The sequence below is a fragment of the Leuconostoc sp. C5 genome (assembly GCF_056530425.1).
Genome location: NZ_CP134351.1, coordinates 1,851,726 through 1,875,246 on the forward strand (window position 1 = coordinate 1,851,726; position 23,521 = coordinate 1,875,246).

Genomic DNA, 23,521 nt, shown 5'->3' on the forward strand with positions numbered 1-23,521 from the left:
GTTAAAGCAAAATACAACATCACATAATCAGAATTTTCTTATATCTGCTTTTATTATAAATCACATTATTCATCAATACATCTTTCAGCAATTGATAGGTTAATAATATATTAAATTAATATATTTTAATCTGTTGCTATATTTGGTATCATTAAAATATATTAAATACGAACGTGCAACAACTTATTCACGTTAAAAGGTGTTGACAATATGGAGTCGCATATGATTGCAAATAAAGATAACTAATCTGCATCACGTTTGAATTGTTGCTGCAGATCATAAAGCTCATGACAATTTAAAGAAGAGAGATCAAAGCAGACATGTTTATAGGAAAAAAAGTAAAACTATCACACTATCATGACGGCGACGGTAAAAAATTTGCTGAATGGCAGTGGGATGATGCGTTCAATAACCCATTATCAGATGATATGATTCACCCCCATACTGCTGAGGACTGGGAAAATATATTTAGACGTTCATCTAAAAGCAAAGAAAATGTTGAATTTACTGTTAGAAAAACAGAGAATAATGAATTGGTCGGATTTGTTGCCTTGTTTGACCTCAACATACGCAATCATACTGGCGAATTAGCGATTGGTTTTCCTAAAAAGGAAGATCGTTTAAAAGGTTATGGATCTGAAACCTTGAGCTTAATCTTAGATTATGGTTTTAACAATTTGAATATGCATAAAATTAAGCTCACCGTCTATCCATTTAACACACCAGCCGTGAAAGCCTACAAAAAGAATGGATTTACCAAAGAAGGTACCTTTAAAAACGAAGTCTTCTATGATGGAAAATGGGTCGATATTGACCATTACGCCATCTTCCAAAATGACTGGTATACTTCCCAAAATGAGTATCAATGATAATCATGGATAAAAAACGCGAAATAACATAATGTTATCCCGCGTTTTTTCTATCTCATTATAAATATCGCAATTCAGCGTTAATACATCTTAACACCAAATTTTTTTGTTGTGATACAACTGCTAAACTACTTTTTTGAACAATTTTCCCTTTACTTATCATTGTTTATTCGCGGCCTGACAACACCAACATTTAAAGAAAGCAATTACTTGCATGCTTTAAATGTTGGTGTTATGATAACTCTTGGTAACACATCAAATAGGTTTTATTCAGATACCAAATACTTAAACTTACTTACAACGAACTTTTGATTTTTGATACTTATGGAAAAGGATATACGCATGAATAGACAAGATAAGAAAAACTTGACCAGAACAAAGATTACCACAGTGTTTATAAGTCTAGTCCACCAAAAAGGTTTTACTAATACAACGATATCAGATATTACTCAACAAGCTGGCCTCAGCCGTGGTACGTTCTATGTATATTTTCTGGATAAATATGATCTCTTGGAGAAAGTAGAAAATAATTTATTAAAACACATTGAAACACTCTCCACCATAACAATTAGTAAAACAGTTTCTTGGCTAGACAATCCCTCAGATGATATACTATCTACGCCCTCCTCACCATATTTTAGTTTGATTAATATTTTCAATTATCTGGGTAATAACCGCTTTTTCTTTCAAACCCTGCTATCCGAAAACGGTGATAAACAATTTATTTACAAAATGAACTGCCTTCTCGACCAATTGTTTAAAAAGCTATACACAAATACTAGTGACCATATATTGCAAGCCTTACCAAGTGACTACACAATTGAGTTATTGACCAGTAGCCTTGTCAGTATCATTGATCATTGGTTACAAAAAGCTAATCCTGAAACGCCAAGCGATGTAGCAAAAATTTTAATTCAAAGCCGATTATTTGCTGTTTATCAACCAGCATAATTAGAATTTTCTTTTCCTATACTACAGTGACTCATAAAAAGCTGAGCTCCACTTTTACTAATTCTATATTCGCTTTTGATGACCTCTAATTTTCATCACAGTTGATTTTTTCTCCCAACAATGTCATTTATATTTGATCGTTTTAAAGTTATAATAGTAAGCAATGTGAGGGGAAATCATGAAAAGAGTTTTATTAATTGGCTCAGGCGGTGCTGGAAAATCAACGTTAGCACGCAAAATGAGCAAACAACTAAACATTACAGCTTTTCACTTAGATAAGTTGTTGTGGAAACCGAATTGGCAAATGACGCCAAAACCTGAACAAGCCATCATTGTTAACAATTTAGTGCGTCAAGATAGCTGGATTATTGACGGTAATTATAATGGCACACTAGATATTAGAGTTGCTGCTGCCGATACCATTGTATTCTTGGATAGAAGTCGATTTGTATGTATCTATCAAGTTTTTAAACGTCTTCTGCAGTATAGAGGTACCTCACGTCCAGATATGCAAGACGATTGCTCGGAAAAAATTGATTGGGATTTTCTCAAGTGGATTTGGCAATTTCCCAATAAACAAAAAGTTATAATCATGAACATGTTTGAAACGATAGATCAATCTAAAAATATTGTTATCTTAAAAAACAAAAAACAGATAGAAAAATTTTTGGATCAATTATAAGTTTTACAAAAAACGTACAAATATATGTAATCAAAACAAATGTTGCATCAGGTCGCTCAAATAATCCATCATACTATAGAAAGAACGCTATCCGATGAAATCATATGAAAGCAAGTCCGCATTAAACGAGGCCATCAAAACCAGTTATAAAAAGTACATTGATGAATTTACAAATATTCCAAATTCACTTAGCAATAAACGGATACAAGATGTTGATCGCACACCAAGCGAAAATATTTCATACCAGTTAGGATGGATTACCGCCTTATTGAACTGGGAAAAAGATGAAATAGCTGGTCAAGATGTCTTTGTGCCAGCAAAGGGGTATAAATGGAATAATTTAGGCGGACTCTATCAATCATTTTATGATGATTATGCTGACCTTTCTCTTGAAGAACAGATCAACTTACTAAACAGACGTGTTATTGAACTTTGTGAACTTGTAAGTTCTTTACCAGATGACATTTTATTTGAGCCCAATAAGCGAAAGTGGGCAACTACTCCAGCCCAGTGGCCAGTATGGAAATGGATTCACATCAACTCGGTAGCACCTTTTAAAACTTTTAGAACCAAGATTCGTAAGTGGAAAAAATTAGCGTTGATTAAATAAACAAAAAGCCATGATAACATATACTGTTATCATGGCTTTTTTTACTATAATTTAACGTTCATTTTGATACAAATCGACCAACCGTTGCCTTAGTTGATCATCATAAGCTGTTAAATACATACCATATTTGCCACGTTTAATTAAAACATTCAAAACATTAGCAATAAAATCTTGATATTCTTTGCTTGTAAATTTGATGTCCTTGCGCTTCTTAAAAATCTCTTTATGTGAGTATTTTTCTGGCAAAATAGTCATGCTATCGGTTTTGTCATCATAGCCAAATGATGGACCAATGATCATGCCCACGTAATTTAAATCAAATCCTTGTAACGTATAAATTGTGCCTACTTGTGTAATAGACGATTCACGTTTAGCCCAGTGTGTACGTTGTGGATCCCATTCATCCCAAGGTAAAGAAAAGGTGTCCATCTCAACATTGTGACGCCCATTGATGCGTGGAAATCCAGAAGTTGCGACTACACGACTCAACCCAACTTCGCGATTTTTAGCTTTAACTTCCTCATATAAATCCCCTGCTGTTGAGAATACTTTAAAGTCAAAATCACTATTACGAGGAAAAGACATCAATGGCTTTTGTGCTGTTAAGTCATCCATCCATTGTACCTGTTCTGAACTAGCAACCATACGATATTGAAAATCCATATCAAATTGTCGGTATGGATGACTACCAACGGTCTGACGTAATAAATCTTGTGACCAGTACATTTTAGATTGAAAAACTTGTGCAAAATCATAGACCACCACAACAACTTTGGCTAAGTTCATTAAATCTGTGAGCTGGTTCTCACCTCGATAGTGTGCATAAGGCTCTGGTTTTGAATATAATAAATGTGCCTCATCTACGAAAATAACATCATATTTCCAATTGTTTTTCTGGGCACGATTAATGAGTGCTGTGGGACGTAAGATATCCTTTTCTTTCATGCCGGGAATATCATGGGCAAGGTCTTGATAAGCTTTAAATAATTCGGGATGATTAACAACTAACGCGGTTTTATAACGTTTATTCGTCATATATTTTGTGACTAAATTCATTAAAACAACTGATTTACCCGTGCCGGCAGCCCCTTGAATAACTGCCACAGCATGCTGATTCCCTTTAATGCTCTTGTTGATATAACTGTTTATATTTGTAATGGTTTCTTTCTGGTTATCAGATAATTGATCAATCATGAACTGATCTTTTAAAATTTTATTCATTGCGATTCACTCCTATTGTATTTATTATACAGACTTAGTAAGGAAACATCAGATTTTATTGTTATTCCCATCAGCTTCATCATGTTAACATTTATTTAAGGTTTTTCTAATAGTATTTGTGTCCTTTTACTATTTGATACTATATAAGCAAAGTAAACTGTTCCAAATACCAACGTGCAAATACTTATCCACGATAAAAGATGTATCAACGGAGTTGCATTATGACTGCAAGTAAGATGAACTAGGCCGCATATTTCTTTAATTGTTTATAGGAAACTCACTAATGCATATTAAAGAAAAGAGAAAAACATGTTTATAGGTAACAATGTAAAACTATCGCATTACCACGAAGAAGATGGGAAAAAGTTAGCTAGTTGGCAATGGGACGAAGATTTTGTAACGCCGTTAGCTAGTGATATGATTCACCCTTATACCGCGGAAGATTGGGAAAAAATATTTAGGGATGCTTCCAACAGCTACGAAAATGTTGAATTTACTATTCGAAAAGTTAGTGATGATAGTTTAGTTGGGTTTGTCGATCTATCTGATATCAGTGTACGCAATCATTCCTGCGAACTTGGGATTGGCTTCCCCAAAAAGGAAGACCGATCAAAGGGATATGGCACCGAAGCTCTATCCCTAATATTGAGTTACGGTTTTAATAATCTCAATATGCACAAAATTAAGCTCTCAGTATACCCCTTCAACATTGGCGCTGTAAAAGCCTACACTAAAGCGGGATTCGTCAAGGAAGGCACAGACAAAAATGAAATTTTTTACAACGGCAAATGGGTTGATATAGACTATTATGCGATTTTCCAAGAAGACTGGTATGCAAGGCAACAATAAAAAATAAAAGCACTCATTGAGTGCATACATAAACAAGTTAACGTGTATGACTCACGTTAAAAGAATTAGGAGAATGATTATGGATGAGAATGGTAAAATTGTACCTGTTGAGATTAAAGGTTGGAACTGGGGCGCCTTCATGTATAACATATTTTGGGGAATTGGTAACAAAACTTATTTACCTTTACTATGCCTAATCCCTTTATTTAATTTCATTTGGATCTTTGTTTGTGGATTTAAAGGCAATGAATGGGCCTGGCAAAAAGGTGATTACACAGACGTCGAAACATTTAAAGCTGTCCAGGCCACATGGAATCGTGCTGGATTGGTGCAGTTTATTTTGACAATCGCCATATTAGTACTATACTTTTTACTTTTCGTGGTTCTTTTCTCATCAGTCTTAAATCAAAATAACTATTAGTAGTCTCATCCTATTTGATGTGCTTGCACAGAGAAAAATCAACAAAAAATTTTAAACCCGTCAATAAGTGGACCATAATAAAAAGCGAGTTAATTTATCAGATGATGAGTTAATCATGTCTTTTGAGGGTAAGGAGCTATCAGAGGACTATAAAAAGTCTATTCTTGCATTCGTTAAGATGTTGCGTGAGGAAAGAAAATAAATATATGAATACCTCGACTATACATCCCCGTTAGATTATTTTAATGACGTGGTAGAAGACTATAGCGTTGCTAGGAGTAACCATGACAAGATTGTGATTACTGAAATGAACGGGTCTATATATGATCCAGATGTTGCTCTGCCGTCTGATAACCTGATTATTGTTAATCCTAACTTTAAGACAAAGTTTTCACTACCTTTTAGGAAGTTTCACGAGTTACAACATATTTTGAATGGCGAACAACACAAAACTTATGCTTTCTCTCCTTTGGCCAAAAATGATGCAGAAATTAGTGCTAATGCTTATGCACTAAAAATGCTTGCTGACTTCTACTTTGATGAAAGTACAGACAGATACAGTAAAATCTATGACTTCATGGCGTATTTTGGTATACCTATGTCGCTTGAGAGTGCTGTTTTAAAAAACATTTACATTTCAACACTTCATAAACAACTTAATTAATAGTTTTTACTTTTGTAGTACTGATTCTTTTAGTAACGTCAAATATTAAAAAATATTCATCTAAGATACCATACTCTTTTGTGTTGTTAGTTGGTGCTATTAAAAAAGTGACAAATATAATATGTCATAATTTAAAGAATTAAAAATTTTTATATACAGATATGGAATATAATATGGACATTAAACAATATATAAAAGATAAACGTAGTGACGATGAGTTCAATATCCTAGATAAAGATATAAAAACGCTTGGAAATAGAGATGTGAAGAATTCAACAGCAGTGCCTAGTGCGGCCGGATGGTATTTTCAAATAATAACTGCTATTATATGCGCTCTAGATACAATCATGAATCTAGATTATATAAAAGTTGAAGGTGAAAAGGAAGATATAGAAGTCTATTTTAATAATAATGTGCTTCCAAAGTATATTCAAGTAAAACATAGCGAACTATCTGAAACACCAAAACGTATGGATTTCCTAAAAAAAGCGTTAACCTCTTTACTCACTACATCTATTGAAACAAAGGGAAAATATTCGAATTTAGTTTATGCATGTAATTTTCAAGATCCCATAAAATTCGATAATTCTGAAGCTTATTTTTCGTTCAAAAAAGAATTAATTGAACAAAATGCTATTATTTTACCACAATCTGCCCAAGAAAAGATTGCATATCAATTTATGCAGGCTCAATTATGGTTACACGATAGTAACAAAGGCAACGGTTATGAATACAACGATAAATTTTTTGACTGGGAAAAATTTATCATAGCTACCATTAATGATACAGGTGCAAACGATGCAACTCAGTACCAAACATTATTTGATAAAATAGAAATCTTAATTGATTTAGCAGAAATGGAGATTTCCTCTGGACTGAAGAAAAATCTTTTTGATTATTACATCTCATCTTTTTATAAAAATGCATCGGGCAAAAATAAAAAAAATTGATATTATTAATCCTTTATTTATTTTTACAATGAGAAACATTCCGATGACCAATATTGCAACGAGAATTGACGAAGATGAATTTGACGTTGAATTAATTACAACTAATTATGGTGATTTCATAGAAAACATTTCTGAAAACCATTCAATATTTTTGCCTATTTTAGATGATTTTGAAAAATTCAAAATAGCAAATAATGTTACAGTTGATGCACAGTTTATCAGGAGTTTTATTTTAAAAGAAATAGACTTCCTAATACCCGTTTTAAAAAAACATAACAATACTTTTACAGCAGATGAGTATCGAATCATTGCCAAAATACTGACTCATAAAGTAGTGTTAAAATCAAGAAATATTTCTAAAATAAAAAAAGGCACAGGTTTATCATAATGTATATTAACTCGTTGATAATCGAACATAATGACCATAGAAAAAAATTTATGTTTGAAAAACATAATATTATAAAAAGTGAAAAAAATAGTGTTGGAAAAAGTACTTTATTAAGAGTTATGTTTTTTGCTCTAGGATACCAAGTGCCTGGCACTGTAAAATTTCCCTTTACTAAAATAAAAACATACATTAAAATCACTCTTAAAAATGGTGATACGCTAACAATTTTTCGCCCTTCAAAAAACATGGCTATTATAGAAAATAATAGCGGTGATCAGACTCCATATTCATTACCTATGCAAGAGAATGAACTACTTTCTAACATTTGGGAAACCGACTCTACATTTTTACTTCAAAATATTTTAGGAGCTGTTTATTTAGATCAAGATAAAGGTTGGACTTTACTTAATCGAGGGACTGTAATTGGCAATATTCACTTTAATATTGATGAACTAATATTGGGATTGACAAATGATTCCTCTAAACAATCTCAACAATACGAAAATGTTTTATCAACAATACGGCAAAGCAAACTCATAAGCGAAGAAATTAAAAAGTTGAAAGTTATTCGTAATATAACAGAGCTAGGTGAAGAAAACAGTCAACAAACACAAGGAGAATCATCTTCTAAAATCGTTCTAAAAGAGCACAGTAACATTTTATTTCAAATATCGATGAAAAAACAGGAAATCAATGATATTAAGAAAATCCAACGCGAGCAAGCAAATTTTAAACGTTTTGTAGGAAAAATGAAATTACGTATTCAAGATCCATATAACGAAAAAAAGTCTATTCCTGTTTCTATGGACAACATTAAATATTTTGCCGAAAACTACGATTATATTCGTGCTCGCATTGCATTTTTAGATACAGAACTAAAAAAATTACAATTCAAAAAAGATGCTTTAGAAAGACAACTTTACGCTGAAGATGAAACTAAGTTATTTGAATCAAATAAATTTAATCTAATCGACAGTTTGAAATCTGCTCATGTTGAAGAGATAGATCAACAAGTTTTAGATGAAAACATTAAATCATTACAGAAAGAAAACAATAAACTAAACAAGGTTGTAAACACATTCATTAACACTACACAAGTTGCAACAAATCTAGAGCAAAAGATTTTGTTGTTTGCCGATGAACTCGATGTTTTAGACTCAATAGAAAAGAAGAGAAATAATTATCTGTTTACAAGTAATTTAAAATCACTGGGTGGCACAGTATTACATAATATTGTATTCAGTTTTAAAATGGCGTATGTAAGCCAAATCGATAATATTTTAAATGATCATAATCCCATAGTATTGGACTCACCTCACGGAAGAGAAGTGGAAGAAAGAAATGTTGAAAAAACAGCCAATATTTTAAAAAAACACTTCAGTGAAAATCAAACTTTTGTGGCAACAATTTATGATTTTGATATGGACAATGTAAATACTATTTTTATTAACAATAACATTATGGAAAATGCTACTGCTATAACTACTAATGAACCAAATTTATTACATTTTGAATATTAATTTATATTTACACCTTCATTCAAAATTGTATTTGCAACTCCCAAACCCCATAAAAAATGTAAAGTAACAAGATTTTGGTACTTCATTCCCATATATCCATTAATAGCATGGAAAATTAGGAAAGAACTTATATTATCTAGTTCGTGCCTTTTTATTATATATTTTATTAATCTGTGAGAGCCGTTTTAAGCGTTGTTAATTGTTTTAGTATAAATATACTCGTTTGTATACTAATCTCCGTCTTTTACGTAGCGTGTATTAAATATCAGCAAATATACTATACGAACGTGTTCGGGGATGAAACTTATTAAATGTATCATGGCTAATATGAACAACCATAGCTTTACCTACACTTGTGTTTTGTTAGTAAGATATACACTATCATATGCAACTCAATAACATATGTATTTAGTTTAAGCTGGTGTCGCAATTTGCTACGTCAGGTATCTGTATTTTACCGACCCCTTTTTATGTGTCGTCATGTTTTAGGTGTGAATGTAACAGCAATTCTAACAACCGTGGTTTTATAAACACTGTTCGCTGTCAATCTGATTGACCTCGATATCAATTATATTGACAACGGATTTCGCTATCGTTTCAAACGATAGCGAGTAATTTGCTAATCAGGTTAGCTAAATACAAAATACCCCCGCCCTTGTTCGTTAGATTAAAGAGCGTACACATATCGTCGTCTTATAAAAATGTTGAATTTTGAAAACTTTTTTATAGGGGGGCTATGCCACAAACGTTGATATAATAGCGTTTATAAAATCTACTATGAGATATAGGAATGTCGTTATATCAACGTTTAAAGCGTATTGATTTCTAAAACGGGGACAGTTTGGCACTACAGCCACAAGGGTTTAAGTCACTTTTCACCCAAACTACCGTAAAAAGTACCCCTTATTCCTACCCTACTTTTATAGATATGTGGTCATCCTCAAAACAAAAAGTTACATCAAAATCAACAATTTTGTGGCATGTTTGTGCTACCCTTAAACGCCAATTTTTAGTGAGAAATGCCTTTATATCAGCATTCAAAATTCAAAAATAACCATATAAAAAGTTTTGATTTCTGCATTCGTAATATTTCAGGACGCCACCTTGTGACGCTCCCTCCCACAACATAGGGGCGGGGGTGTTTTTTATTGTAAACAAAAAAGCACTACGCTTGTAATGCTTACGGGGTAGCTATAACATTCTGTGATAGCAAACTTGCTGACTTACATTTACAAATTATTTGTGGCCTTTTAATGTCTTTAACCAGTCTGCTCAATTTCTTATTAAGTGAATTTATGATGGCCTGTTGTGCCAAGTTATTAGCGTAAAACGTGAAAGGTTTATGTGTCCTGTATTTATCAACGTAAATACTTAACAGCTCTGATTCCATCTTATTAACCAATGGATCTAATTTGTTCATAACTTCTAATACAAAACGTTTTTTATCAGTAACAGGTTCGTCAGCATATTGTATGTAATCCAAGTAAGCTGTGTATCTTTCTGTAAAATAGTCAGTTAGAATATCTAAATTACTTGTTTCTACTATCAGTATATCACGCATATAATCTTTCCTTAGGTCGTTCTATCTTGCTGACTAATGCGTTTAATTCTTTGTTTAAAGCCATAATATAACCAGTAGGCGCTACAACATTATAGAACTCTATAAACGGCTTATTGTCTCTATACTTGGCTACATACATCTCTTTTAACTCTGGCGACAGTTTACAACTAAACTCATCTAAAGCTGTTTTAACTGCCTTTATAAAAGCTTCATTTTCACGTCTATAATCGTTATTCATATCTGGATAATTGTTCATGTACTCAATCTGTAAATCTATTATACCTCGAAAATAGCTTTTTAATATTTCACGATTAGTCCATGTGGTCGTCATATATGCTCCTATTTATCTTTTATGTATATATGCAATTATAACAACTATTTATGCGTATATTAAATACAATTATGCACTTAATACAGGAACATGACAGTATGTACTGTTTTTGTACCATTTCTCCAAATAAAAAACGGCTTAAATGCCGTTACACTGCTTACTTGCGTATTTAAAATGTTTCCCAAAAAGTTTCCCATTTTGTGTGAAATGCTATGAAATACAGTGCAACGTTTTTCATAAGAAAAGGCGCTACATCAAGGTTTTTGAAACCTTATGCAACGCCATGAAATGCTAAATGGAGAAGAAGGGATTCGAACCCTCGCACGCTTTAACACGTCTACACCCTTAGCAAGGGCGCCTCTTCAGCCGCTTGAGTACTTCTCCATAACAATAACTAATATACCAGAATTTAGAACGGATAGCAATACCCAAAATGCCGTCAACACTGCTTTTTGCGCTCAATAAACAGTTCATGAGCGAAGACTCATAGTACTATCATAATTACCGTATTTCAATGCCATGGTTTTCCATGAAAGATTGCTTTAGTTGCTTTTAAAAAGCCGACAGACACTCACATAGAGTCCGTATCGGCTTTTTTAATTACATTCGGTCAAGTTAACCGTCGCATATCTGGAAACACCTGCTCATCTATTACACGGGTGCACAGAAATTGTTAACTCTTGATTGTTATTCCGCTTCTTCTTTATAGCTTAATGCGGCAACGTTTAATTCTTTATCTCCTAGTCCCTTTGTAAAGCTAGTTTCGTGGGAAACAATAATCACGTTTCCTGGGAATTTGTCGATAGCTGCACGCAAAGCATTTTTTGTGCCTTCATCCAAGTGGTTTGTCGGTTCATCTAAAATCAAGAAATTACTTGGTTTCATTTCCATAATGGCCAACTTAACTTTGGTTTGTTCCCCACCAGAAAGCTGCTTCATTGGTTTTTGCGCATTTTCAGCGTTAATACCAGCAGCAGCTAACCGAGTACGTAAAGCTTTTGGCTCCAATTTAGGGAAACGATCTTGCATTTCTTGCAGTGGTGTTTTTTGATCATTGTCCCATTCTAAATCTTGATCAAAGTAATTCACAACTGCTGATGGTGAAAACTCTGCTTCACCACCAAGTGCTGGAATAACACCCAAAACAGATTTAATTAGTGTAGACTTACCAGCACCGTTGAAACCTTTGAAGACAACCTTTTGACCCGATGTCATCGAAAAGGTCACCGGCTCCAAAACAGGTGTTACATAACCAACAGAAAGTTCATTCACTGTTAGTGCGTTTGCAGACTGAGAATTAACATAGGGAAAATTAAACTTAGCTTGCAATGCCTCTGACGGTGGATCAACTCGATCCATTCTTGCCAACATTTTTTCACGTGACTTGGCTTGTTTTGATGTTGACGCACGTGCCTTGTTTTTGGCAATAAATTTTTGCGCTTTCTCAATTTCACCTTGTTGCTTTTCATATTGACGTAACTGTTGCTCAGCTCGCTCGTCTTTTTGACGCATTGCCTTTTTAAAGGAGCCACGGAACTTAGTAATTTTACCAAACGATAGGTCAATTATTGCATTGGTTACCTTATCCAGGAAGTCAAAATCATGCGAAATAATCATCGCTGACCCTTCAAAAGACTGTAGGAAATCTTCAAGCCATTCAATATGGGCCACATCTAGATAGTTTGTTGGTTCATCTAAGATAATAACGTCGTCATTTTCTAACAATAACTTAGCCAGAATGACTTTGGCACGTTGGCCACCAGACATTGATTCTAGTGCCCGAGTGCGCCCAATGGCTTCCAATCCCAATCCAGAAATCACGCGTTCAATTTTGGTGTCCACGTCATAAAATCCGGCAGCGTCTAGCTCTTCTTGCATGCGTCCGGCGCGTTCTAACAATTTGTCAGATAAGCTCTCTGCATATTCATTGTACAGTTCCGTAATACGGTCTTGTTTGTCATACAAATCTTGATAAGCCGTATGCAAAAAATCAACCAGCGTCATTCCCTCAGGAATTTCTGCATACTGGTCTAGATAGCCGACCTTTAAGCCTTTTTGCCATTCGATTTTACCAGAGAGAGGTAGTTCTTGACCGGTAATGATCTTGATAAGTGTTGACTTACCAGCACCATTTTGGCCAACAATGCCCATGTGTTCTCCAGCCTGTAATTCAAATGCTGCATCTTCGTATAAAGTTTTTTCTGCGTAGGCCATTGAAAGGCCTGAAATTTCTAATAATGCCATAACTATAAGTCTACCATACTTTAAAGCAACATTGAGTATGTACGAGGTATTTTTTGCGTTTCACCCGATAAAACAGCGTCTCGTGTTTTTTCGATAACTTCTTTGGAATATTTCACTTTATCTTTTTGGTCAGTAATTTCGTAAACAGTAAGAACCGAATGAGCTAATTGATAGCCTTCTTCCACACTTCCTTGCATCATCATTAATAAACCCTTTCCAAATTTCAAACGAATTCGCTCACCAGTCCAATCTAATATAAACTGGTCAGCATCGCTCAATATTTGTTCTGATAAGGTTAACATTTCAGCTGCACCTTTAAGATCTACAAAAAGCAGTCCATTAAAGGCTGTATAAGCAATATCTACTAATCGCTTTTTTTCTGTACGTAACTGTGTATAAAATTTTGCTCGTTTGATAGCTAAGCGGCTTAAAATTAACAGGTCACTTGGAGACATACCAAAATAAAACAAAGTAAAAATATCTAATTCAATTTGTCCCCACGTTTCGGCTTGCTTTAAAAAATTAACTGCTGGTCTGACGTGTTTTTTCACAATATCAATGTCATATATTTGTAAATTCTCTTCTTCGGCAAGTGCGCCCTGTATCATTAAACCAAAATCACGTATAAAGCGTGCACTGATACCGCCACGACCTTGACGCATATCATTTGTAGCTTTCAAAATCATTGCTTCTAATTGTTTCTTTTCTTGTGGTTTCCCGGATTGAACACCCATTTCACGGAGCAACATATAAATATAATTATTGTTGGTTTCTCCACCAAGAAACAAGAATTCATCATGACTAACACCCATATCTGATAATAATTTATCTAGTCGATCCGCTGAAATACGAGTATGCCCTTTTTCAAATTTTCCAATCAGTGATCGAGATATGCTAGGCTGTTCTAAGTCAACTATTTTTAAACCCTTATCTTCTCGTAAACGTTTAAAAGTCGCACCATAATTCATTTTCATTACCCTCATTATTTAAAAAATAGAATATATTCTCTTTTTGTTGTCAAACTGACTTTACCATGTATGCTATATTTATTCAATTTATCATTAAAAAAAGGAGTTCTTATATGCGCGTTGCCAAAAATAATACAGCATTTCGAGTAATGATTACATCACAGTTCGTTAATAACTTAGGAAGCAGCTTTTTCAATATTGTTTTTTTAGTTTATGCTGCAACACTGCCAAACAAAACACTTAGTGTTACATTAGTTGCATTTACAGAAATACTACCAACACTATTCTCCATTATTGTTGGAAACTTTGCTGATAAAACGAAGCATCACCTTCGGTCTTGGAGTATTGCTCGCCTCTCTCAATCAATAATTTTTTTGATTATTACTGTGATATTGATTTTCTTTGACGGTCAATTTTGGAGTTTTTTGATACTGTTATTATTAGTCTTTGTTTCTTCGGTAGTCGGATCTTATAGTAATTTACTAATGAAACCAGTTTCTAGATTTATTTTAAGCGATTCTGATCTACAAGAAGCAATGAGCTTGGAGCAAACTGTCAGTGTTGCCGTCAACTTAATTGGTGGTTTTTCCGGCGTCGCTTTACTTGGCATTTTGCATCAAAATTACGCTGGATTTAGTCTTATCAATGCTGGGATGTTTGTTATTGCTTGGTCCATTATGGCGCTTAATCATCGTCAATTTTTGGAAGCCGAACAACATATTGAAGCAGAAACAAAGCCAAATACCAATACATCAATTTTTTCAGATTTAAAATCAACTTTTATTTATGTTTACAAGGATCATTTGTTTTTTCAAATTTTACTACTCGCTACCGCCATTAATTTTGTCGGTACCTCTTTTAATGGTGTTTTTAACCTGACCTTATTACATAACAAATCATTATTAATTGGTAACTTTGGGACGACCGTAGCTATTTTTGGTGCAATAAGTTCAATTGGCCTATTAACTGGATCTTTGATTACCAATGATTTTTTCAAGAAACTAACAACAAAACAATTAATTGGCATTTCTGGTATTGGTATTGTATTAATTGCTGCTGTACCCCTTTTTTATCCAAATGGTGTTTTATGGATGCTAATCATTTTTTTATTTTCATACATTGAAGCTAAAATCAATCCAAAATTAGGAGCAATCTTAATGAAGCGAACCAATCATAATCGCTTGGCGGGTGTTTCTGGTCTAATTAATACATTCGTTATGTCGGCCACGCCACTTGGTCAAATTATTTTTCTCGGCACCGCAAACATCTATTCACCAAATATTTCTTGGTTCTTCATGGGATTTGTCGCATCACTGATTACCATTTATACAATCTTAACTCGCCAACAAGATATGGAACTGGTTGAAAAAACCAGAGAATCCGCTATACTATAATTATTATGAAACCACGTAAACTAAACATCAAAACTATTCCAGCTGCTGACATCAACCGTGCTTATCGCTTTTGGCGTGATGTATTTGATTTGCCGCAATCTGGTCACCAAAGTGGTCGGCACCTTGTGATTGATGGCGAAGATATTGTGTTTGTCACCGGCAAACCAACTGACCGCCTAGAAATGCTCGTTCGTGATCACCAAGCCGATTTGGTAAAACACTTACGTAACAATTTCATCCCAATTATTGGCGAGCCAGAAAAAAGATTTGGAAACAAAATTGCCTTATCAATACATGATTCCGAAGATAATTTAATTGTTTTAGAAGCCAATGCTTAAGATCAAAATAAAAAGCGTAAACAGCTATTATAAGTTGTTTACGCTTTTTTACTATTAAAGTGTTGTAAAATCAATGACCTTACGACCAGTAATTGAACCAGCTTTCATTTCATCAATAATTTCATTCATATCTTGGAAGGCAACTGTCTCAACAATTGGCTTAACTTTTCCTTCAGCACCAAATTGGAAAGCTTCCTTTAGGTCTGCACGTGTTCCAACCAATGAACCGCGAACTTCAATACCATCAAGGACTGTTTTAGCAATATTCAAAGCCATATCACCTTGTGGCAAAGCAACGGCTACAAGCTTGCCCATTGGACGAAGCACATTCACAGCCTGGGAGAATGCAGCATCGTTAACAGCTGTCACTTGAGCATTGTGAACGCCGCCAGTTAATTCATTCACCTTAGCTACAACATCTTCCTTCTTACGATTAACTAGTACTTCCGCTCCATTAGCTTTTGCGGCTGCTAATTTATCATCGTTTCCATCAATAACTGCAACGTGAGCACCGAAAACACTGTGTGCATATTGAACAGCCAAATTACCTAGACCACCAGCACCGTGAACTGACACCCACTCACCAGGCTTAGTTTCACCGACTTTCAAGGCTTTATACATTGTAACACCAGCACAAGTAATTGAGGTCGCTTCAACAGGATCTAAGCCTTCTGGTACTTTAACTGCATACTTAGCATTTACAACAACTTGTTGTGACATTGCGCCATCAATTGTGTAACCAGAATTACGCACCTTACGGCAGAACGTTTCGTTTCCTGAGACACAGTAATCACAAACGCCACAAGCGTCATAGAACCAGGCAATTGAAACACGGTCACCGACTTTAAGGTAATCGCTAGCACCTTCGCCTAATTTAGACACGCGTCCAACACCTTCATGTCCAATAACTCGACCAAAATTACCGTTACGTTCACCGATCTTGTTAGGGTCACCGAAATCGCCGTTTGCACAGTGCAAATCAGTGTGACAAAGGCCAACGTATTCAACATCAACCAATGCATCTCCAAATGCTAACGCACGTGGCTGCCAATCCTCGATCAAATCAACATAACCATCATTTACGTTACGAACAACTGCTGCTTTCATTTTTAACCTCTTTCTTGTATGTGAACTTATTTACAATTAATTTTACCGCTTTTTGTCATATTTGTAAAGTATTATTTACTACGCATCTCCTTCTGTTAGTGACTCGTTTCACATAAATACCCAAAAGAAAAAGAACATTATCATTAAATGTTCCTTTTAATTTTATTGAATTATTGGTCAGTATTTAATTTTTTAAATCCAGGAATTGTTAACATAAAAATTAAACTAATGACGTACATTAACGATAAACTCAGCATCACGGCTGCCACACTATAATTGTCCATAATCCAACCAATCACAACTGATGAAAAGGCACCAATAGCACGGCCAGATCCCATCAAGGTATTGGCTGCAGTTGCTCGAATTTCCGAAGGATACAATTGACTAATAACTGCGCCAAATCCACCATACATGCCGTTAGAGAAAAATCCAACTAATGCACCTAAAATTGTTAATGTCCACATATTATATGCAAATGTAAAGACATAAATCATAAGCGCTGAAGCTACTAAGAATATAGCAAACGCGCGTCGGGGACCTATGGTGTCTAGAATCGTACCAAAAGTAAGCATACCAACCGCCATACCAATAATAATAGGTATCATACCAAGATTGACGTATCCTGCTGTAATTGTTTCTGTGATACCCAATTGCTTCCGCATAATTGTTGGCAACCAGTTCATCAATCCGTAATAGCCCGATGTTTGAATAGTCAACATCACAATTAACACAAAAGAAGTATAAGCGCGTTTGGGGGTATTGGCAATCGTTTTAAAACTAAATTTCTTTTTACCAGTCTTGTAGTCAGCCTGCAGTTGCTCAAATTCAGGTGTTTCTTTTAAGTGTCGTCTCACAATGTATACAACGATTAGTGGCAAAAATCCTAACATAAACAAACCACGCCAACCAAAGAAAGGCATAATTAATGTTGCTAAAATTGCCGCGAGTATGGCACCCACTTGTCCGCCAATTGCAGTAATAGAGCTCATACGGCCTACACGACTAGCTCTAAAGCTCTCAGCAATCAATGCCATACTTACACCATACTCACCACCAGTTCCCATCCCCAGAAGGAAACGAGCTGCATAAATCGTGTGCGTGTTATCCAAAAATGCCAAGATAACTGTCGCAAAGGTCACGAGCATAATAGTATAAGACAATACTTTAACACGACCGATACGGTCAGCTAAAATACCAAACAAGAGACTTCCTAATAGTGCTCCCCAGTTTGACATTGCTGCAATAATTCCACCCTGTGCACCAGTAATGTGTAGTTCGGCAATCATAGGCGCCAATGCGAAAGATAGGAATGTTGCGTCCATATGATCCAAAGTAAACCCTAGGGTTGTTGATCCAAGAACCACCTTTTGTTCGCTGGTCATTTGAGCACCAGTCTCTACTTGATCTTGCTGCATTACGTTTTCGGACTGACTAATTGTCATATATTGTTTTCCTCCAAAATGTCTGCTCACTGGCAAACGTTATTTTGTCCGTTAATTATTAAACCATATATACAGTAATTAATCAATCAAACGTTTAACAATTTTTAAATTATTGTACAAAAAAAGCGCTCTCGCGCTATTTTTGAAATTACTTTTCCGAAATTGAAGCGATTCCAGGTAATTCCTTACCTTCAAGGTATTCAAGTGAAGCACCACCACCAGTTGAAATGTGGGTCAACTTGTCGGCAACACCCAATTGTTGTACCGCAGCAGTTGAATCACCACCACCAACGATTGTTGTACCACCATTTTCAGTCACTTTAACCAATTCTTCACCAATTGCCAAAGTACCCTTTGCAAAATTAGACATTTCGAACACACCCATAGGTCCGTTCCAAACAACAGTCTTTGCATCAGACAATGTGTCTTGCAACAACTTAACAGACTTAGGACCAATATCTAGACCCATGTAGCCGTCAGGAATACCATCTTCAGCATCAACAACTTCAGTCTTTGCATCATTTGAAAATGCGTCAGCAGCAATTGAATCAATTGGCAAAACCAACTTGTCGCCAGCTTCTGCCATCAATTCCTTAGCCAATTCAACTTTATCAGCTTCAAACAATGAATTACCAATCTTGTTACCCTTAGCAGCATCGAATGTATAGGCCATTCCACCACCAACGATAACCTTATCAGCCTTGTTCAATAATGACTTTACGATTTCAATTTTATCAGAAACCTTTGCACCACCGATAATAGCAACGAAAGGACGAACTGGGTTCGCAACAGCATCACCCAAGAACTTGATTTCTTTTTCCATCAAGAAGCCAGCAGCTGCTTGTGAAACATTTGAAGCAATACCTACGTTTGAAGCGTGGGCACGGTGAGCTGTACCAAAGGCATCGTTGATGAACAAATCATCACCCAATGATGCCCAATACTTACCCAATTCAGGATTGTTCTTTGATTCGTTTTTGACCACTTCACCATCAACAACGTCTTCAAAACGTGTGTTTTCAACCATCAAAACTTCACCATCTTGCAAAGCGTTGATTGCTGATTCTAATTCTTCACCGCGAGTTTGTGGCACGAACTTAACGTCCTTACCCAATAATTCACCCAAGCGTGCGGCAACTGGTGCTAATGACAATTCTTTCTTATCGTCTTCAGACTTAATACGTCCCAAATGAGAGAACAAAATTGCGCGACCATTGTTTTCCAAAACATACTTGATTGTTGGCAAAGCTGCCACAATACGGTTATCGTTTCCGATAACGCCTGCCTTGATAGGCACGTTGAAATCAACGCGCATCAATACTTTCTTACCTGAAAGTTCCAAATCTGAAACAGTCAATTTAGCCATGATAGCCTCCAAATTTTTATAGTTACAAGTCTATTATAAAACAAAATTTTGTCTTTGTGTTGTTCGCGTGTGAGAAACTGCACGATTAATTTCGACGGTGAACCTTTTTCATAGGCAATCCCGTCATCCGTAATTTCAAATAATTTTTTTGGTCCACCAAAATCCGTGTTATTTCATGTTGATTATCTTTTAAAATAGCGGTTAATTGACTCCAAATATCTCTTTTTTCGTTTGATAATTCGTCAAGAATTGTTAACGTTGTTCGCTTAGGTACGTAGCTCATTTCTCTTTGCAACTGCGTAACATTATAATCATTTCCAGCATATTTACTTAACGTGTTCATGATATATTTTTCAGCACTAGCATATTTTTGACCAGCAACATAAACAAAATTACGTTTACCTTCAAAATAATAATCACTGACCACCACTTCAGGATGACCAAAATAAAAATCGGATTCTAATAACTTTCCTTCGCTAAAATATTGTTTTGCAAATAAACGTCCATCCCGTAAATAAATATCTTTATAGTCTATTTTACCATCTGAATCCTGCCAAACAACTGCCTGCACGATTCGTTTAGAATCACCAAACCAACGTACAGTTGATAGCTGTTGCCCACGACTAACGATACTTTTAGTCCAGTCTTTGTTAATAATCAATTGCGCTTCGTTGGGCACTGGCAATTCACCCCACCAGATGCCTTTGGTTTCATCAATCTCACTTAAATAAGACTGCGCATATATATCAAACACCCTATGAGGATTTAGACCAAGTTTTTTAATGAGATGCGCTGCATCTTCATGTGGTGTAGCCAACCACAATTCATCACTATTACCGGACTTTACTTGCTCTATTTGCCAAGCAACTCCCTTTAAATTGGTTTCTGTGAGGGAATTGATAATCTCTATCTTCATATTAGCACCTCACATATCTTTTGCCACTGATCAGCGATGTTATTTGTCTGATATTCCTGTGCCTTTTTGTGAGCACCAACAGATAAGTGATCATAATTATCGAAAATACGTCGCATCGCATCAGCAAGATTGGAAATATTAGCACGCTCTTGCGCTTTGTCTCTGTCAAAATCAGCTAGACACCCATTCACTCCCTCACACACAAGCTCTTGGGCACCATATAAGTTAGCATAGGTGGCTATCGGTAAAGCGTCCCCAATGGCTTCAATATACGTTAATCCGAACCCCTCAGAATAAGAGGCTGATACAAATGCATCATATTTTTGAAAATCATGAATAATGTCTTGGCTCAAACCTTTTAAATGCACACTAAATTGCAAGTCTAATTCCGCTATTGCTCTTTGTATATTTTCTTTTTCGTTTCCTGAACCGTAGATGGCTAACGTGACATCCATCCCCTCATCGCGTAATTTTTTAACCGCTTTTATGATTTGTAGTATATTTTTTTCTGGATGTAAGCGTGAGGCGGTGACGAAATTAGCTGTACCGCCGTGCCAGCGACGTGGATTTTCTAATTTAGCTACCCCACCGACCGGTACTGCACAAATTTTATCTGCGCCTCGCATATTCATTTGAGTAAGTTGTTTTTTTATCATCTCAGCTTGCAATTCTGTAGCTGTTACGACTAAGTCCATATCATCCAGATGATCAAACATATATTGATAATAATTGTTCCATAAAGGGTGCCCACCTTGATAGGTTACTAGGTGTTCAGCATGAATCATATCCACAATTTTCAAGGGTAATCCAATGCGCTTTAATCGTACTAATGATTCTTCGCACGCTGTCCCACGATCTAAAAAATAAATATTTTTTTGAAAAATATGTTGCATTTCTATAAAAAAGAAATCAATTAATGCTTCTTTTGTTGAAAAAACATAATTTTTACCACGAAAATTACGTAGATGAATATTTGTAGCAATTTTTCCACGTGAACCACTATCTCGATAGTGCCACATTATTTCATGGATACCATTTTTTAAAATAACACGATCATCGTCAATCAAGAATAATTTTTTCGCTTCAGAATAACTTTTAGAACGAAAAATGGTCTCAGTATATTGCCCCGTCGTTTGATGCACGATAGTGCGCTGAGTGTTCGTTAAGTCCCACAAAGAGTTAGTGGAATATTCATTAATTTCCGTTAAACCAGTTTTGGCGTATCGATCTGGATCATCACTTAACAACAAATCATATAATCCGATAACTTCATTTTCTGGTAGGGACCACAATTGCATATGATGGTGTAATTGTGGCAATAAGTCAGTGAAGATAAACTTAAATTCAATCTTTTTTTCACGAAAACAGTGCGCACGATAAAACTGTGCGTGTTCAACGCCACTATTACTTTCTCCAATTGCCTTATTCACAAAAAAGTTCATAATTATCGCCTCACATTTTATCTGTTATGGATAATTATATACAAAAAAAGGAACTCTCCCAAGTTCCTTTTTATATTAGTTGCCCCTGCTGGATTCGAACCAGCGCATGTCGGTACCAAAAACCGATGCCTTACCACTTGGCGAAGGGGCAATAGCTAATTTATTTTGCCGTTAGCTTTTATCGGCAATGGGAGCGGTAGGATTCGAACCTACGAACCCGAAGGAACGGAGTTACAGTCCGTCGCGTTTAGCCAGACTTCGCTACACTCCCATATCTCAAACAACTATATTATAATACCAGAAAATCAGGCCGTTGACAATACCTTTTCATAATTTTTTTAAACATTCTTCTTCATAGAATCACGAACCAACCCAAAAATTGTCCACAGAGCTACAATAACAATTAACTTGTTTAATAAATCGACATTCATACTAGTAAAGAACTTAGCCGCAACAATCACACCTAGAACACCACCTATAGCCACTCCAGCAAACCCTCGCCATGATACCCGATCCATTTTGATTACATTTAAAGCTGTCGTAGGCATAATCAATGCTGCATCTAACATCATTACAGGGAAAGCAACAGCGGGATTAACACCCATCAAAGAGAAGAATATTAATTCTGGCGCATAATTACCCAAACCCATAGTCATCAATACACCAATACCAAAGTTGAAAACAATTCCCAAAATCAACCACCAGCCATGTAACCCATGCACACCCATTGAATTATTACTTCCTGGGGTAGTAATCATACGTACTACCATGATAATAACAGCAATTAATAACGCTACAGCCATCACACGTTGTACCGTAGGTGCGTGCCATTTTTTTGTGACATGGGTCCCGACGTAAGCCCCAATCACTGCAGCTGTTGTCATAGGTAATAACGTTGTCAATTCAACTTTAACAGCCGTAATAAAAAATAAAGCTTGAAACATTACTGGTATCGCATGAACCGCGTTCAAGGTTCCCGGTAATTTGCGATCATCATCTATATAATGTGTCATCCGGAATGCCGCGGTTGTTGTTGCAAATGAACCAATACCCAGTGTATCTCCAAAATCTGTTATAAATCCAATCAACATGCCTAAACCAAATCGCTTAAAAATGGGTTGTCTATGGAGCAGATAAGATCTGATAACAACTATAATCATTGCTATCATCACAACAACAAGTAGTATTTGTATACTATACAGTATGAAATTTTCAGGAAACATATTTCTCTCACTTCAAAATTAATCTTTTTTATTGTATCAAAAAAAAGCGCCCATTTTGCGCTTT

General features: G+C 35.4%; 23 protein-coding genes and 3 tRNA genes. 12 read left to right on the forward strand and 14 right to left on the reverse strand.

From position 1 onward, the window contains the following. Window positions 1-320 precede the first annotated feature (320 nt). From RHP56_RS09420 to RHP56_RS09435, 4 genes are all read left to right on the forward strand, one after another. On the forward strand, window positions 321-869 hold the full coding sequence (locus tag RHP56_RS09420) for a GNAT family N-acetyltransferase (RefSeq protein WP_011680452.1): 549 nt from the start codon (window positions 321-323) through the stop codon (window positions 867-869). A gap of 342 nt (window positions 870-1,211) precedes the next feature. Continuing rightward, a complete protein-coding gene (locus tag RHP56_RS09425; RefSeq protein ID WP_011680453.1) occupies window positions 1,212-1,820 on the forward strand; it encodes a TetR/AcrR family transcriptional regulator in 609 nt (202 codons plus the stop codon). 178 nt (window positions 1,821-1,998) lie between these two features. Further along, entirely contained in the window at window positions 1,999-2,502 is a 504-nt protein-coding gene (locus RHP56_RS09430; protein ID WP_102753694.1) for a DNA topology modulation protein, read from the forward strand. 94 nt (window positions 2,503-2,596) lie between these two features. Continuing rightward, window positions 2,597-3,112, forward strand: coding sequence for a ClbS/DfsB family four-helix bundle protein (locus tag RHP56_RS09435; RefSeq protein ID WP_050884399.1), 516 nt, complete (start codon window positions 2,597-2,599; stop codon window positions 3,110-3,112). Between the two features lie 51 nt (window positions 3,113-3,163). Here RHP56_RS09435 and RHP56_RS09440 read toward each other — a convergent pair whose 3' ends face one another. Next, entirely contained in the window at window positions 3,164-4,333 is a 1,170-nt protein-coding gene (locus tag RHP56_RS09440) for a DUF2075 domain-containing protein (RefSeq protein ID WP_102753695.1), read from the reverse strand. A 309-nt stretch (window positions 4,334-4,642) separates the two neighbouring features. On the opposite strand from RHP56_RS09440, the gene RHP56_RS09445 reads away from it, so the two are divergent. The 6 genes from RHP56_RS09445 to RHP56_RS09470 all read left to right on the forward strand — a co-directional run bounded on the left by RHP56_RS09445 (window position 4,643) and on the right by RHP56_RS09470 (window position 9,125). After that, window positions 4,643-5,182, forward strand: a complete 540-nt coding sequence (locus RHP56_RS09445; RefSeq protein WP_102753696.1) for a GNAT family N-acetyltransferase — start codon at window positions 4,643-4,645, stop codon at window positions 5,180-5,182. A 79-nt stretch (window positions 5,183-5,261) separates the two neighbouring features. Then, window positions 5,262-5,603, forward strand: a complete 342-nt coding sequence (locus tag RHP56_RS09450) for a hypothetical protein (RefSeq protein WP_011680457.1) — start codon at window positions 5,262-5,264, stop codon at window positions 5,601-5,603. Between the two features lie 250 nt (window positions 5,604-5,853). Further along, the gene (locus tag RHP56_RS09455) at window positions 5,854-6,267 is read left to right on the forward strand and encodes an ImmA/IrrE family metallo-endopeptidase (RefSeq protein WP_258984276.1); all 414 of its coding nucleotides are present in this window, start codon (window positions 5,854-5,856) and stop codon (window positions 6,265-6,267) included. A 173-nt stretch (window positions 6,268-6,440) separates the two neighbouring features. After that, window positions 6,441-7,217 (forward strand): hypothetical protein, encoded by a 777-nt coding sequence (locus RHP56_RS09460; protein ID WP_462794694.1) that lies wholly within the window; start codon window positions 6,441-6,443, stop codon window positions 7,215-7,217. Between the two features lie 43 nt (window positions 7,218-7,260). Further along, window positions 7,261-7,605 carry a hypothetical protein gene (locus RHP56_RS09465; RefSeq protein ID WP_462794695.1) on the forward strand — a complete coding sequence of 115 codons (345 nt, stop codon included), beginning with the start codon at window positions 7,261-7,263 and terminating at the stop codon, window positions 7,603-7,605. Window positions 7,606-7,655: 50 nt separating this feature from the next. Next, entirely contained in the window at window positions 7,656-9,125 is a 1,470-nt protein-coding gene (locus RHP56_RS09470; protein ID WP_258984278.1) for a hypothetical protein, read from the forward strand. 1,180 nt (window positions 9,126-10,305) lie between these two features. Here the strand turns inward: RHP56_RS09470 and RHP56_RS09475 are convergent. The 5 genes from RHP56_RS09475 to RHP56_RS09495 form a co-directional block, all read right to left on the reverse strand. Beyond that, window positions 10,306-10,686, reverse strand: coding sequence for a hypothetical protein (locus RHP56_RS09475; protein WP_102753600.1), 381 nt, complete (start codon window positions 10,684-10,686; stop codon window positions 10,306-10,308). Continuing rightward, complete coding sequence (locus RHP56_RS09480) at window positions 10,679-11,017, reverse strand: hypothetical protein (RefSeq protein WP_102753599.1); 339 nt, start codon at window positions 11,015-11,017, stop codon at window positions 10,679-10,681. Before RHP56_RS09480 ends, RHP56_RS09475 begins: the two co-directional genes overlap by 8 nt. 296 nt (window positions 11,018-11,313) lie before the next feature. Then, a tRNA-Ser gene (locus tag RHP56_RS09485) sits at window positions 11,314-11,401 on the reverse strand. Between the two features lie 303 nt (window positions 11,402-11,704). After that, window positions 11,705-13,261, reverse strand: a complete 1,557-nt coding sequence (locus RHP56_RS09490; protein ID WP_011680464.1) for an ABC-F family ATP-binding cassette domain-containing protein — start codon at window positions 13,259-13,261, stop codon at window positions 11,705-11,707. A 20-nt stretch (window positions 13,262-13,281) separates the two neighbouring features. Then, window positions 13,282-14,235: a helix-turn-helix domain-containing protein gene (locus RHP56_RS09495; RefSeq protein WP_010288712.1), complete on the reverse strand. Its 954-nt coding sequence runs from the start codon at window positions 14,233-14,235 to the stop codon at window positions 13,282-13,284. 107 nt (window positions 14,236-14,342) lie between these two features. Here RHP56_RS09495 and RHP56_RS09500 point away from each other — a divergent pair, with 107 nt between their 5' ends. Next, complete coding sequence (locus RHP56_RS09500; protein ID WP_102753598.1) at window positions 14,343-15,623, forward strand: MFS transporter; 1,281 nt, start codon at window positions 14,343-14,345, stop codon at window positions 15,621-15,623. A 5-nt stretch (window positions 15,624-15,628) separates the two neighbouring features. Beyond that, window positions 15,629-15,961, forward strand: a complete 333-nt coding sequence (locus tag RHP56_RS09505; RefSeq protein ID WP_002815665.1) for a lactoylglutathione lyase — start codon at window positions 15,629-15,631, stop codon at window positions 15,959-15,961. A 54-nt stretch (window positions 15,962-16,015) separates the two neighbouring features. Here RHP56_RS09505 and adhP read toward each other — a convergent pair whose 3' ends face one another. The 8 genes from adhP to RHP56_RS09545 all read right to left on the reverse strand — a co-directional run bounded on the left by adhP (window position 16,016) and on the right by RHP56_RS09545 (window position 23,457). Continuing rightward, on the reverse strand, window positions 16,016-17,068 hold the full coding sequence (gene adhP, locus RHP56_RS09510; RefSeq protein ID WP_011680466.1) for an alcohol dehydrogenase AdhP: 1,053 nt from the start codon (window positions 17,066-17,068) through the stop codon (window positions 16,016-16,018). A gap of 170 nt (window positions 17,069-17,238) precedes the next feature. Next, entirely contained in the window at window positions 17,239-18,510 is a 1,272-nt protein-coding gene (locus RHP56_RS09515) for an MFS transporter (RefSeq protein ID WP_011680467.1), read from the reverse strand. Window positions 18,511-18,658: 148 nt separating this feature from the next. Then, window positions 18,659-19,876, reverse strand: coding sequence for a phosphoglycerate kinase (locus RHP56_RS09520; protein ID WP_011680468.1), 1,218 nt, complete (start codon window positions 19,874-19,876; stop codon window positions 18,659-18,661). 85 nt (window positions 19,877-19,961) lie between these two features. After that, window positions 19,962-20,792 carry a glycosyltransferase gene (locus tag RHP56_RS09525; protein ID WP_102753597.1) on the reverse strand — a complete coding sequence of 277 codons (831 nt, stop codon included), beginning with the start codon at window positions 20,790-20,792 and terminating at the stop codon, window positions 19,962-19,964. Then, window positions 20,789-22,234, reverse strand: a complete 1,446-nt coding sequence (locus tag RHP56_RS09530; RefSeq protein ID WP_102753596.1) for a glycosyltransferase — start codon at window positions 22,232-22,234, stop codon at window positions 20,789-20,791. Before RHP56_RS09530 ends, RHP56_RS09525 begins: the two co-directional genes overlap by 4 nt. A 79-nt stretch (window positions 22,235-22,313) precedes the next feature. Then, a tRNA-Gln gene (locus tag RHP56_RS09535) sits at window positions 22,314-22,385 on the reverse strand. 37 nt (window positions 22,386-22,422) lie between these two features. Beyond that, window positions 22,423-22,505: transfer RNA gene (locus RHP56_RS09540), tRNA-Tyr, on the reverse strand. Window positions 22,506-22,572: 67 nt separating this feature from the next. Continuing rightward, window positions 22,573-23,457: a sulfite exporter TauE/SafE family protein gene (locus RHP56_RS09545; RefSeq protein WP_014325184.1), complete on the reverse strand. Its 885-nt coding sequence runs from the start codon at window positions 23,455-23,457 to the stop codon at window positions 22,573-22,575. Window positions 23,458-23,521: the final 64 nt, after the last annotated feature.